The sequence below is a fragment of the uncultured Sphingomonas sp. genome (assembly GCF_964237155.1).
In the GTDB taxonomy this organism is placed as follows: domain Bacteria; phylum Pseudomonadota; class Alphaproteobacteria; order Sphingomonadales; family Sphingomonadaceae; genus Sphingomonas.
In genome coordinates this window covers 1-12,690 of record NZ_CAXSHH010000023.1, presented here as the reverse complement: position 1 = coordinate 12,690, position 12,690 = coordinate 1, and the positions used below count along the sequence as shown (strand labels likewise).

The following is a 12,690-nucleotide window of genomic DNA, read 5'->3' as shown; positions in this document are numbered from 1 at the left end:
GAGGACGCGTATTATGGGCTACGAAGGCCAGGATTTCTCGGACATCGCGGCAGGCGTTAGCCCGGCGTTCGTCGACATGCTCTACGTCAAGTTTCGGAGCAGCCCGGACAGCGTCGAGCCGGCATGGCGGACGTTCTTCGCCGGGCTGGAAGGCGCGGTCGCCGGGCCGAGCTGGGGCAACCCGACCTGGCCTCCGACGGTCACCGATGACCTGACGGCGGCGCTCGACCCGACTCAAATGGAGCCCGCGCCCAAGCCGTCGAAGGCCAAGGCGCCGGCCGGGCTTAGCACGCCGGCCGCGCCTGCGCCGTCCGACACCGAGATCGTCCGCGCCGCTGGCGACGCGATCCGCGCGCAGATCCTGATCCGCACCTACCGCGTGCGCGGCCATCTCGCCGCCAACCTTGACCCGCTCGGCCTCGTCCAGCGCGACATGCCGCTGGAACTTCAGACCGCCTATCACGGCTTCTGCGACGCCGACCTCGACCGTCGCGTCTATCTGGGCGGCACGATGGGCTTTGAATGGGCGACCGTGCGCGAGCTCGTCGACACGCTGCGCGCCAATTATTGCGGCAATGTCGGCCTCGAATACATGCACATCGCCGACCTCGAGGAGCGCGCCTTCCTCCAGGCCCGCATGGAGGGCCAGGGCAAGGCGATTGACTTCACCCCCGAGGGCAAGAAGGCGATCCTGAACAAGGTGATCGAGGCCGAGCAGTGGGAGCGGTTCCTCGGCCGCAAATATGTCGGCACCAAGCGGTTCGGCCTCGACGGCGGCGAGTCGATGATCCCCGCGCTCGAGTCCGTGATCAAATACGGCGGCCAGATGGGCGTCAGCGAGATCGTGTTCGGCATGGCTCACCGCGGCCGCTTGAACGTCCTCGCCAACGTCATGTCCAAGCCGCTGCGCGTTATCTTCCACGAGTTCGCGGGCGGGTCGGCGAACCCCGAGCAGGTCGGCGGATCGGGTGACGTGAAATACCATCTCGGCACCAGCACCGACCGCGAGTTCGATGGGCATAAGGTCCACCTCTCGCTCGTCGCCAACCCGTCGCACCTCGAGGCCGCCGACCCCGTCGTGCTCGGCAAATGCCGGGCGATCCAGACGATCGCGAACGACCTGACCGATCACTCCCGCTCGCTTCCCGTCCTGATCCACGGCGACGCGGCATTCGCGGGGCAGGGGATCGTGTGGGAGTGCTTCGGCTTTTCCGGCATTCGCGGCTACAACACCGGCGGCTGCGTCCATTTCGTGATCAACAATCAGATCGGCTTCACGACCTCACCCCAATTCGCGCGGTCCTCGCCCTATTCGTCCGACGTGGCCAAGGGCGTCCAGGCGCCGATTTTCCACGTCAACGGCGACGATCCCGAGGCCGTCACTTTCGCCACCAAGATGGCGATGGAGTTCCGTCAGCGCTTCCACCGCGACATCGTCATCGACATGTGGTGCTACCGCCGCTTTGGCCACAATGAGGGCGACGAACCGAGCTTCACCCAGCCGCTCATGTACAAGGCGATCAAGGACCACCCGCCCGTCAGCGAGGTGTACGGCCGCCGCCTCACGTCTGAAGGCGTGGTCGACCAGGCGTGGATCGACGAGAATATCCGCCAGTTCACCGTACGCGCGGAGGGCGAGTTCGAGGCGGGCGCGGCATACAAGCCCAATCGCGCCGACTGGTTCGCGGGCCGCTGGTCGGGCCTGGGCGCGCCCGGTGACGCGGAAGGGTCGCGCCGCACGCCCGAGACCGGGCTCGAGCCCAAGCTGTTCGACGCGCTCGGCCGCACGCTGACGGCGGTCCCCGACCATCTGACCGTCCACAAGACGCTCGCCCGCGTGCTCGACGCCAAGCGGCAGATGTTCACGAGCGGGCAGGGCTTCGACTGGGCGACCGGCGAGGCGCTGGCATTCGGCGCGCTGCTGGCGGAGGGCTACGGCGTCCGCCTGTCCGGCCAGGATTCGGGGCGCGGCACCTTCAGCCAGCGTCACGCGGTCTGGGTCGACCAGGCCGACGAGCATAAATACGTGCCGCTCTCGACGATCGAGCATGGCCGGTTCGAGGTGCTCGACAGTCCTCTGTCCGAATATGGCGTGCTCGGCTTTGAATACGGCTACGCGCTCGCCGACCCCAAGACGCTGGTGCTTTGGGAGGCGCAGTTCGGCGATTTCGTCAACGGCGCGCAGATCATGATCGACCAGTTCATCGCGGCAGGCGAGGCCAAGTGGCTCCGCGCCAACGGCCTAGTGATGCTGCTGCCGCACGGTTACGAGGGGCAGGGGCCCGAGCACTCCTCCGCCCGTCCCGAGCGGTTCCTGCAGATGTGCGCGCAGGACAATATGCAGGTCGCGAACGTCACCACGCCCGCCAATTACTTCCACCTGCTCCGCCGCCAGATGCATCGAAGCTTCAGGAAGCCGCTGGTGCTGATGACGCCCAAGTCGCTGCTTCGCCACAAGCTCGCGGTGTCGCGGACCGAGGATTTCGTCGGGACGACGCACTTCAAGCGCATCCTGTCCGACCCGAACGGCGCGCCCGACGCGGATACGCGCCGACTCGTCCTCTGCTCGGGCAAGCTGTTCTACGATTTGTTCGAAGCGCGCGAGGCGGCGGGCGACGCCACGACGCAGATCGTCCGGCTGGAGCAGCTTTACCCGTTCCCGACCGACGCGCTCGCCGCCCGGATCGCGCGCATGACGGCGCTCGAAGAGGTGATCTGGGCGCAGGAGGAGCCGCGCAATAACGGCTATTGGACCTTCGTCGAGCCGTTGGTGGAGGAGGCGCTCGCCCAGGCGAAAGCCCCTGTCAAGCGCGCCCGCTATGCCGGCCGCGCCTCCGCCGCGTCGCCCGCGACCGGCCTCATGAAGCGCCATCAGACCGAGCAGGGCGCGCTGGTCGCCGACGCGCTCGGCCACAACGTTCGCGAGGAGATCCGCCGCACCCGCGCGGGCGAAATCGCGACCACCACAGGGAAGGCCGGCGAAGCCGCCGGTTGAGGAAAGCAGATCATGGCAACCGAAGTCCTCGTTCCCACGCTCGGCGAGTCCATCACCGAAGCCACGCTCGGCGAATGGCTCAAGAACCCCGGCGACGCCGTGCGCGCCGACGAGCCGATCGCGAGCCTCGAGACCGACAAGGTGTCGGTCGAGGTGCCCTCGCCCGTCGCGGGCGTCATGGGCGCGCATGCGGTCGCGGTCGGCGCCACGGTGCAGGTCGGCGCGATGATCGCGACGGTGGATGCAGGCGGGGCGGCTCCGGCGCAGGCCGCCGCGCCGCAGCCGGCGGTGACGCAGGCGCCCCAGGCCGCTCCGACGCCCGAGCCGACCGGCGACGGTCCGGCCGCGCTCTCGCCGTCGGTACGCCGCGCGGTGCTGGAGCACGGCGTCGATCCGGCCGGAGTCAAAGGGACCGGCAGGGACGGGCGGATCACCAAGGAGGACGTAGAGGCGGCGGCTCAGGCCAAACCGGCTCCGGTCGCGCCCGTTCAGCCCGCCGCGTCCGCCGTCGCGAACGCGTCGTCGGACGGGGGCGCGGCCCCCGCCGGCCGGGCCGCCGTAGGGCGTCGGGAGGAGCGCGTCCGCATGACGCGTCTTCGCCAAACGATAGCTAAGCGCCTGAAGCACGCCCAAGATACGGCGGCCATGCTCACGACGTTCAACGACGTCGACATGACCGCCGTCATGGAGGCCCGCACCCGCTACAAGGACCTGTTCGAGAAGAAGCACGGCGTCCGCCTCGGCTTCATGGGCTTCTTCGTGAAGGCCGCGTGCATGGCGCTCAAGGACGTGCCGAGCGTCAACGCCTCGATCGACGGCGACGACATCGTCTATCACGATTACGCCGACATTTCCGTGGCGGTGTCCTCGCCCGGCGGCCTCGTCGTCCCCGTGATCCGCGACGCCGACCGCATGAGCGTCGCGCAGGTCGAAAAGGCGATCGGCGATTACGGCCGCCGCGCCAAGGACGGCACCCTCAAGATGGACGAGATGCGCGGCGGCACCTTCACCATCTCGAACGGCGGCGTGTTCGGGTCGCTCATGTCCACCCCGATCATCAACCCGCCCCAGTCGGCGGTGCTCGGCCTCCACCGCATCGACGAGCGCCCTGTCGTACTGAACGGCCAGATCGTGGCGCGTCCGATGATGTACCTCGCGCTCTCCTATGACCACCGCCTGATCGACGGCCGCGAGGCGGTGACGTTCCTCGTCGCGCTGAAGAATGCTATCGAGGACCCGACGCGTATATTAATTGATCTTTAGCCTGCATATAACGATTAATTAGATTACAATTAATGCGGTATTAGCCTCCACCTTATTGGAGGGAAGCTGTCATGCAGGCTCTAACGCTTGAGCAAAAAATATTCGAGCTTGAGGGTGTTCGCGTCATCGTGCGTGCGTCGGGTGATGAGAAAGTGGGTAAGTACGATTATCAGCGCTGTGCCACCGGTACGATGACCTTAGCGGATTGGCTGAAGAAGCGGGTCTACCCACTCACGGGCGATCTTGATGTCGTTGTGGTGAACGGTCGTGGTGAAATGCCGCACGGCAAGACCCACATGAACACTCTGCGTGATAGCTACGCTGGCGACTGAAGGACAAACATGCCTGAATACGACTACGATGTCCTCGTTATCGGTGCCGGTCCGGGCGGCTACGTCGCCGCGATCCGCGCGGCGCAGCTGGGGCTGCGCACCGCTTGCGCCGAGAGTCGCGAGACGCTCGGGGGCACCTGCCTCAACGTGGGCTGCATCCCGTCCAAGGCGCTGCTCCACGCGTCCGAGCTGTATCAGGAGGCCGCGTCCGGGCACCTGACCAAGTTCGGCGTCGAGTTCTCAGGGGTGACGCTAAACCTCGACCAGATGCATGCGGAGAAGGCCAAGGCGGTAAAGGAGCTGACCGGCGGGATCGAGTTCCTGTTCAAGAAGAACAAGGTGACCTGGCTCAAAGGCCGCGCCGCTTTCCAGGGCGCGAACACCGTCCAGGTCGGCGAGCAGCGCGTCACCGCGAAGAACGTCGTGATCGCCACCGGCTCGTCCGTCACGTCGCTCAAGGGGCTTGAGATCGACCAGAAGGTCGTGGTCGACTCCACCGGCGCGCTCGCCTTGCCCAAGGTGCCCGAGCATCTGGTCGTGATCGGCGGCGGCGTGATCGGGATGGAGCTGGGCTCCGTCTGGCGTCGCCTCGGTGCCAAGGTCACGGTGGTCGAGTATCTCGACCAGATCCTTCCCGGCTTCGACGAGGAGGTGCGCCGCGAGTCGGCCAAGATCTTCAAGAAGCAGGGCTTCGAGCTCCGCACCTCGACCAAGGTGACCAGCGTCACCGTCGAGGGCGACCGCGCCTCCGTCCGGCTCGAACCCGCGGCGGGCGGGGAGGGCGAGACGCTCCAGGCGGATGCCGTCCTCGTCGCGATCGGCCGTCGCCCCAACCTCGACGGGCTCGATTTGGAAGCCGCCGGCGTCCAGCTCAACGAGCGCGGGCAAGTGGGGATCGATCATGATTTCCGCACCAACGTCCCCGGTATCTGGGCGATCGGCGACGTCGCGCCCGGGCTGATGCTGGCGCACAAGGCGGAGGACGAGGGGGTCGCGGTGGCGGAAAACATCGCCGGGCATACCGGCATCGTCAATCACGACGTGATCCCGTCGGTTGTCTACACCAACCCCGAGATCGCGGGCGTCGGCCTGAGCGAGGAAGCGGCCGCAAAGAAGACCGAGATCAAGGTCGGCAAATTCCCCTTTTCCGCCAACAGCCGAGCCAAGACCAACCGCGACACCGACGGTTTCGTGAAGATCATCGCCGACGCCAAGTCGGACCGGGTGCTCGGCGTCTGGATCGTCTCGTCGCTCGCGGGCACGATGATCGCGCAGGCGGCGCAGGCAATGGAGTTCGGCGCGACGTCGGAGGACATCGCCCTCACCTGCCACGCGCACCCGACGCATTCGGAGGCGATCAAGGAAGCGGCGATGGCCGTGACGGGAAAGCCCATTCACGTCTAGCCGCGCGAGGCCGCGGCGCGGCTAACCCCAGTCACTAGCGGCTGGATCGACCGGCGCGGCCGGCAGTCGTGTTCGATGAATGACGGGCCCGGTCCGTAACTGTCCCGATCCGGGACTATCCACGCCGCATCCGATTTGCCCTTTGCCGTGGAATGCGTACGTTTTCGTGCGTTCGATCATCCCTGGCACGGAGGAGGCGCGATTGCTCGACCCGACCTCGCTTCATGGCGGCACCCGGTCGCCGGGCGTTCCGCGATCGGTGTTCGCGATGCCCGGCGGCTCGATCATCCGCTATGACCGGCCTGCCGCCGCCATCGCCGATCACATTACCGGCTACCATCTCTACGCCGCGCACGGCCCCGACTGCCTGGACAAGGTCGATTGGTTCCTGCCCGGTACCGCCAACGTCCGGATCGCGATGAACGCGGGCCCGGTAGCCGTCACGATCGGCCGCCGCAGTTTCGATCCGGTTCCGACCGTCGCGCTCTACGGCCCGACCAGCCACGCGATGCGCGCGGTGACCAACGGCGGCGTCATGATCGGTTTCGGCGTCAGCGCGCTCGGCTGGGCCAGGCTGTTCGGTCGTCCCGCGATCGCGCATCGCGACCAGATCGAACCACTCGCTCGGGTCGTCGGCCCTGAACTGCCCCGGCTGCTGCTGGAACGATTATCCGACATAGCCGACGAGGACGCGGTCGCGCCCGCGCTCGACGCGCTTCTCGAACCTTTCCTCGCCGTGCCCGATCCCGACGAACCGATCATCCGCGACCTGATGCTCCTGCTCGTCGATCCGAGCATCGTGAAGGTCAAGCAGTTGGTGGAGCGGCTCGGCCTCGAGCAATCGGTGCTCCGCCGCATCGGCACCTGCCATTTCGGCATGTGTCCCAAGCTGTTGCTCCGCCGCGCTCGCTTCCTACGCTCGTTCATGGCGATGTTCCGCAATGCGGAGGCGAGGGGGTATTCCGGCATCGATCCCAGCTATCACGACGCGTCGCATTTCCTACGCGATGCCGAACGGTTCCTAGGCATGACTCCGCGCCGGTTCATGGCGCTGTCGACGCCGTTCCTCGACGCCAGCGTCCGCGCCCGCGCCGCCGTGCTGGGCAGTCCCACCCAGGCGCTCCACGACATCGCCGTCGCACACCCCGCGTCGCTCCCCTTCCCCGTGGACGAACCGCGGAGCGGGAGCGCGCCGCCTGTCGCCGCGACGGTCGCGCGCCTCCCCCTCTCGCGAAACGCTGAGAGCCGACCGGTGGATGCCGGTGGGTGAGGTCGCAACGGTGCGATCGGCGACGCGGCGTGATCGCGAGCGAAAATCGGGCTAGGATGCGTTCGACCAAGCGCCTCCGCCGGCACGGTCGGGGTGGCGCACCCGCCGAGCGTGAGCAGCGCGGGGTACATGGATCGTCCGCACATCGCCGCCATGTTGCCCACGCGCACGATCGGAGGCAATGCGCCCCATGCGCCTACGCCGTCCACTCGCCCGCGCGCACGTCTGGCTTGCCTGGCTCGTCGGCGTACCGATCCTGATCTGGACCGCGACCGGCCTGTGGATGGTCGCCCGCCCGATCGAGGAGGTGAGGGGCACCGCCCTGCGCGCGCCAACGCCCAGGCTGCCGAAGCTGGAGTTGCTCGTTCCGCCGCCCGGCCGCGCGCTCAAATCGCTTTCGCTCGAGACGCAGGCTGGTCGAGCCGTTTGGGTCGCCGGTTTATCCGACGGTGGCGCGGGGCGTGCGGACCCTGCGACCGGCCGTTGGCTGCCCGGCCTGGGCGAGGCGGAGGCACGTGGGCTGGCCCGTGCGAGCCTCTTGCGCCCGGCGGCCATACGATCGGCCACATATACCCCCGCCGACCGTCCCCCTCTCGACTTGCGCCGCGCCCGCCCCGCCTGGGGCGTGACGTTCGCGGACGGCGCGCGCGTCTATCTCGACGCGGACACCGGCGCGGTGCTGGCGCTTCGCACCGACCAGTGGCGGCTGTTCGACTGGATGTGGGGCCTGCATATCATGGACCTGAACGGGCGCGAGGACACCAGCCATCCGGTCCTGATCGCGTCCGCCGCGCTGGCGCTGATCGCCACGCTGCTCGGCCTCATATTGCTCCCGTTCGCCGCGCGCCGCCGGTGACCGGGCGCGACGCGCTGGAGGCCCGCTGGCTCCACCTCACCCGCATCGCGCTCCCCGCCGTCGCCGTCGCGCGGGGCTGGCCAGTCCGCCTCGACCACTGCTTCCAGCGCATCCTGCTCGACGCGGCGTGCGGTGGCCGTTGGTACGACCACATCGCGGACCGCCCGGCCTACCGCCGCTGCGACCCCGCCATCCTCGACCGCGCCGTCGCGCTCGGCGAGGCCGTGCTGGCGGGCGAGGACGACCTCCCCGCGCTCAACCGCCGCTCGCTCGGATGGCGGGGCAAGTCACGGTAGCGCCCAGCGTACCGGCAGGGCGGCGAACCGGCGCTCCGCCTCCGTGGCCGACGGGGGCTCGGAGTGGGCGTTGCCCATCAGGATCAGGCATGTCGTCTTGTCGAGCGTCGCCGATCCCGTGCTCCGCATGGTGCGGCAGGTCGATGGCTTTCCCATCCGGTCGACCGTCACGAGCGCGACCGTTCGGCCCTGCTCGCGCGCGCGGATCGCGGCTTCGGGATAGGAATTGTAGGTTAAATACCGCGCCGGACCGGTTCCGGCCCTGAACCGCGCCACCGCGCCCGGCTCCGCGCCCCAGCTGCGCAGCAGCTCGTCGCTGCAGGTCTTGGCGGCGGCGAGCGGCTTGCCCATCGCCCTCAGCGCGATCGAGAAAGGCGGCCGGCATGACCCTCAAAGCGCCTGGATGGACGTTACCACTTCCGACGGCGGCTCCTCAAGCCCGATGTCGCTGATCCGACGCCGTTCAGCGAACGCCCAGCGTCAACGCCCGGATCACCTCGCGCGCCAGTCCCTGGTCGAACCGGCAACCGGTCAACCCGTCCGCGCTCCACACCACCGTCGCCGCGATCGGCAAGCCCCCGGCCAGCCGCACCCAAACCCGGTCGCCCGCAGCATGGTCTCCCATGGACGCGATCCGGCAGCCATAGGCCGACAGGTCGCTCAAGCTCGCCGCGACCGGGGCCGCCGCGTGCGGGCGGACGGTTGCGTCGGCGATCGATACCGCCATGCGCGGCGTCGTGCGCTGCTCGAGGCTCGCGGGCTCGGCGGCCACGTATCGGCTAGCTCTGGACGCCATCAACCCGTTCCTCCCCGACCATCCCTAGCGCGCCTTGCGTTAACGCCTTGTTCCGCCCGCCGAACCGATCATGACGGTTTCGCGGCCGCGCGCAACAGCACGGCGCCTTTCTCTTGATCGACGAGGACGGACCGCCCCGGATCCATCCCGCGCGCGACCGCCAGGCGGTGCATCCCGCACCGACGGCCACCTGTTTAGGCAAAGGCCAAAACAGGGCCGCAAGCTCCTTCGCTCGCTCAAGGCTAGCTTGCCGCTCAACCGGACCGTCCCCATTTCCCGGCTCGCCGTCGACCCTTGCCGCGCGCGAACAAATCTGGAACAGAACCGCCCCATGCTGACCACCATCTCCGTCCGCGGCGCGCGCGAGCACAATCTTAAAGACGTCGATGTCGATATCCCCCGCGACACACTGACGGTGATCACCGGGCTGTCGGGGTCCGGCAAGTCCTCGCTCGCCTTCGACACCATCTACGCCGAGGGCCAGCGCCGCTACGTCGAGAGCCTGTCCGCCTACGCCCGCCAGTTCCTGGAGCTGATGCAGAAGCCCGACGTCGATCATATCGAGGGCCTCAGCCCTGCCATCTCGATCGAGCAGAAGACCACCAGCCGCAACCCGCGCTCGACGGTCGCGACCGTGACCGAGATCTACGACTACATGCGCCTGCTCTGGGCGCGCGTCGGCGTCCCCTACAGCCCCGCGACCGGCCTCCCCATCGCCGCGCAGACCGTCAGCCAGATGGTCGACCGCGTCCTGACCCTGCCGGAGGGAACGCGCCTCCTGCTCCTCGCCCCCGTGGTGCGCGGCCGCAAGGGCGAGTTTCGCAAGGAGTTCGCCGAGTGGCAGCGCCAGGGCTTCACCCGCGTTCGCGTCAATGGCGACATGCACGACATCGAGGACGCCCCCGCGCTCGACAAGAAATACAAGCACGACATCGAGATCGTCGTCGACCGCCTGATCATGCGCCCCGAGACCGACGAGGGGAACCCGGTCGCCACCCGCCTGGCGGACAGCTTCGAGACCGCGCTGAAACTCGCCGACGGCCTCGCCTATATCGACCCCGCCGACACGGTCGAGCCGCACACCCCCACATCCGTCATCCTCGGCGACCACGCCCCCCCGGGCCGGATCGTCTTCTCCGAGAAGTTCGCCTGCCCCGTCTCGGGCTTCACCATCGCCGAGATCGAGCCGCGCCTCTTCTCCTTCAACGCGCCCCAGGGTGCCTGCCCCGCCTGCGACGGCCTGGGCGAGAAGATGCTGTTCGACGAGGACCTGGTCGTCCCCAACCACGACCTGACGATCAAGAAGGGCGCGGTCGCCCCTTGGGCCAAGTCCAACCCGCCCTCGCCCTATTACATGCAGGTGCTGGGCTCGCTCGCGAAGGCCTATAACTTCACGCTCGACACCCCCTGGAAGGACCTGGCGCTCGAGGACCAGCAGGTCATCCTCCACGGCACCAAGGGCAAGCCTGTCACCCTGACCTTCATCGACGGCCGCAGGTCCTACGACGTCAAGAAACCCTTCGAGGGCGTGATCGGCAACCTCAACCGCCGCCTGGGCCAGACCGAGTCCACCTGGATGCGCGAGGAGCTGACCAAGTACCAGTCCGCCGCCCCCTGCGAGACGTGCCGCGGCGCCCGCCTCAAGCCCGAGGCGCTGGCCGTCAAGATCGCCGGCCAGGACATCAGCCACGCCACCCACCTGTCCGTCGTCGACGCGCTCGCCTTTTTCACCGACATGCCGAACCACCTCGGCGACCAGCAACGCGCCATCGCCGAGCGCATCCTGAAGGAGATCGTCGAGCGGATCGGCTTCCTCAACAATGTCGGCCTCGACTATCTCAACCTCAACCGCACCAGCGGCACGCTGTCGGGCGGCGAGAGCCAGCGCATCCGCTTGGCGAGCCAGATCGGCTCGGGGCTGTCGGGCGTCCTCTACGTCCTCGACGAGCCGTCGATCGGCCTCCACCAGCGCGACAACGACATGCTCCTCGTCACGCTCCGCCGCCTCCGCGATCTCGGCAACACCGTCCTCGTGGTCGAGCATGACGAGGACGCGATCCGCGCCGCCGACTACGTCATCGACATGGGACCGGGGGCGGGGGTCCATGGCGGCCAGGTCGTCGCCAAGGGCACGCTAAAGCAGGTCCTGAAAACGAAGGGGAGCCTCACCGCCGACTATCTCAACGGCACCCGCGAGGTGCCATTGCCCGCGAAGCGCCGCAAGGGCACCGGCAAGAAGATCACCGTCCACAACGCCGTCGCGAACAACCTGACCGGCGTCACCGCCTCGATCCCGCTCGGCACCTTCACCTGCGTCACCGGCGTGTCGGGCTCGGGCAAGTCGAGCTTCACCATCGACACGCTCTTCGCCGCCGCCGCGCGCGAGCTGAACGGCGCGCGCATCCTGGCGGGCAAGCACGACAAGATCAACGGCCTCCAGCATCTCGACAAGGTCATCGACATCGACCAGTCGCCGATCGGCCGCACCCCGCGCTCCAACCCCGCCACCTACACCGGCGCCTTCACCCAGATCCGCGACTGGTACGCCGGCCTGCCGGAAGCGCTGGCCCGCGGCTACAAGCCCGGCCGCTTCTCCTTCAACGTCAAGGGCGGGCGGTGCGAGGCCTGCACCGGCGACGGCCTGCTCAAGATCGAGATGCACTTCCTCCCCGACGTGTACGTCCAGTGCGACGTCTGCCACGGCGCGCGCTACAACCGCGAGACGCTGGAGGTGAAGCACAAGGGCAAGTCGATCGCCGACGTGCTCGACATGACCGTCGAGGACGCCGCCGCCTTCTTCGCCGCCGTCCCCCCCATCCGCGACAAGATGGCGATGCTGGTCGAGGTGGGGCTGGGCTACGTCAAGGTCGGCCAGCAGGCGACCACCCTGTCCGGCGGCGAGGCGCAACGCGTCAAGCTCGCCAAGGAACTCGCGCGCCGCGCCACCGGCCAGACGCTCTACATCCTGGACGAACCTACCACCGGCTTGCATTTCGAGGACGTGCGCAAGCTGCTCGAAGTCCTCCACGCCCTGGTCGAGCAGGGCAACACCGTGGTCGTGATCGAGCACAACCTCGACGTCATCAAGACCGCCGACTGGGTGCTGGACCTTGGGCCGGAAGGCGGCGTGAAGGGCGGCGAGATCGTCGCCGAAGGCACGCCCGAACAGGTGGCGAGGGAGCCGCGCAGCTTTACCGGGCGGTACCTCGCGCCGTTGTTGGAGAAGGGCAGGGCGGGAGAGCGTATCGTGGAGGCGGCGGAGTAGCACAATAATGAATACGATTGTTCAGCAGCTTGGCCTAGTCCACATCAACACAGGGACGTCCTCAGTACCGGTTCCTATCACATCTGGCCGTGCTGTGTATGTCCTCGGCAGAAACGGGACGGGCAAGTCAGCCCTTGTCCACAATCTTGTAGGTCAGCTTCCTAGGGCTCAAACCCAATCAGCGGGTTGAGCTGAGCGCCGTTCGCTGATTCA

General features: G+C 67.8%; 10 protein-coding genes. 8 read left to right on the top strand and 2 right to left on the bottom strand.

Translation table 11 applies throughout. The annotated features are described in order from the left end of the window. Positions 1–13 precede the first annotated feature (13 nt). The 7 genes from ACFE71_RS07270 to ACFE71_RS07240 all read left to right on the top strand — a co-directional run bounded on the left by ACFE71_RS07270 (position 14) and on the right by ACFE71_RS07240 (position 8,416). On the top strand, positions 14–2,995 hold the full coding sequence (locus tag ACFE71_RS07270) for a 2-oxoglutarate dehydrogenase E1 component (protein WP_375428143.1): 2,982 nt from the start codon (positions 14–16) through the stop codon (positions 2,993–2,995). Positions 2,996–3,007: 12 nt separating this feature from the next. Then, positions 3,008–4,258 carry a 2-oxoglutarate dehydrogenase complex dihydrolipoyllysine-residue succinyltransferase gene (odhB, locus tag ACFE71_RS07265; RefSeq protein ID WP_375428142.1) on the top strand — a complete coding sequence of 417 codons (1,251 nt, stop codon included), beginning with the start codon at positions 3,008–3,010 and terminating at the stop codon, positions 4,256–4,258. A 71-nt stretch (positions 4,259–4,329) separates the two neighbouring features. Beyond that, positions 4,330–4,590: a hypothetical protein gene (locus tag ACFE71_RS07260; protein WP_375428141.1), complete on the top strand. Its 261-nt coding sequence runs from the start codon at positions 4,330–4,332 to the stop codon at positions 4,588–4,590. Between the two features lie 9 nt (positions 4,591–4,599). Beyond that, positions 4,600–5,994: a dihydrolipoyl dehydrogenase gene (gene lpdA / locus ACFE71_RS07255; protein WP_375428140.1), complete on the top strand. Its 1,395-nt coding sequence runs from the start codon at positions 4,600–4,602 to the stop codon at positions 5,992–5,994. A 166-nt stretch (positions 5,995–6,160) separates the two neighbouring features. After that, a complete protein-coding gene (locus ACFE71_RS07250; RefSeq protein ID WP_375428139.1) occupies positions 6,161–7,264 on the top strand; it encodes a hypothetical protein in 1,104 nt (367 codons plus the stop codon). 181 nt (positions 7,265–7,445) lie between these two features. Further along, the gene (locus ACFE71_RS07245) at positions 7,446–8,120 is read left to right on the top strand and encodes a PepSY domain-containing protein (RefSeq protein WP_375428138.1); all 675 of its coding nucleotides are present in this window, start codon (positions 7,446–7,448) and stop codon (positions 8,118–8,120) included. Further along, positions 8,117–8,416, top strand: coding sequence for a GCN5-related N-acetyltransferase (locus ACFE71_RS07240; RefSeq protein WP_375428137.1), 300 nt, complete (start codon positions 8,117–8,119; stop codon positions 8,414–8,416). The genes ACFE71_RS07245 and ACFE71_RS07240 overlap by 4 nt, the downstream gene beginning before the upstream one ends. On the opposite strand, the gene ACFE71_RS07235 is transcribed toward ACFE71_RS07240, so the two are convergent. Both ACFE71_RS07235 and ACFE71_RS07230 read right to left on the bottom strand, forming a co-directional pair. Continuing rightward, positions 8,408–8,767 (bottom strand): TonB family protein, encoded by a 360-nt coding sequence (locus tag ACFE71_RS07235; protein WP_375428136.1) that lies wholly within the window; start codon positions 8,765–8,767, stop codon positions 8,408–8,410. The genes ACFE71_RS07240 and ACFE71_RS07235 overlap by 9 nt on opposite strands. Positions 8,768–8,879: 112 nt before the next feature. Further along, a complete protein-coding gene (locus tag ACFE71_RS07230; RefSeq protein ID WP_375428135.1) occupies positions 8,880–9,212 on the bottom strand; it encodes a PilZ domain-containing protein in 333 nt (110 codons plus the stop codon). A 331-nt stretch (positions 9,213–9,543) separates the two neighbouring features. On the opposite strand from ACFE71_RS07230, the gene uvrA reads away from it, so the two are divergent. Continuing rightward, the gene (gene uvrA, locus ACFE71_RS07225; RefSeq protein ID WP_375428134.1) at positions 9,544–12,477 is read left to right on the top strand and encodes an excinuclease ABC subunit UvrA; all 2,934 of its coding nucleotides are present in this window, start codon (positions 9,544–9,546) and stop codon (positions 12,475–12,477) included. Positions 12,478–12,690 lie beyond the last annotated feature (213 nt).

Excerpts from the sequence above, each read along its gene's own strand:
- ACFE71_RS07270 (WP_375428143.1), top strand. The coding sequence starts at position 14 with ATGGGCTACGAAGGCCAGGATTTCTCGGACATCGCGGCAGGCGTTAGC.
- odhB (WP_375428142.1), top strand. The coding sequence starts at position 3,008 with ATGGCAACCGAAGTCCTCGTTCCCACGCTCGGCGAGTCCATCACCGAA.
- ACFE71_RS07260 (WP_375428141.1), top strand. The coding sequence starts at position 4,330 with ATGCAGGCTCTAACGCTTGAGCAAAAAATATTCGAGCTTGAGGGTGTT.
- lpdA (WP_375428140.1), top strand. The coding sequence starts at position 4,600 with ATGCCTGAATACGACTACGATGTCCTCGTTATCGGTGCCGGTCCGGGC.
- ACFE71_RS07245 (WP_375428138.1), top strand. The coding sequence starts at position 7,446 with ATGCGCCCCATGCGCCTACGCCGTCCACTCGCCCGCGCGCACGTCTGG.
- ACFE71_RS07235 (WP_375428136.1), bottom strand. The coding sequence starts at position 8,767 with ATGGGCAAGCCGCTCGCCGCCGCCAAGACCTGCAGCGACGAGCTGCTG.
- ACFE71_RS07230 (WP_375428135.1), bottom strand. The coding sequence starts at position 9,212 with ATGGCGTCCAGAGCTAGCCGATACGTGGCCGCCGAGCCCGCGAGCCTC.
- uvrA (WP_375428134.1), top strand. The coding sequence starts at position 9,544 with ATGCTGACCACCATCTCCGTCCGCGGCGCGCGCGAGCACAATCTTAAA.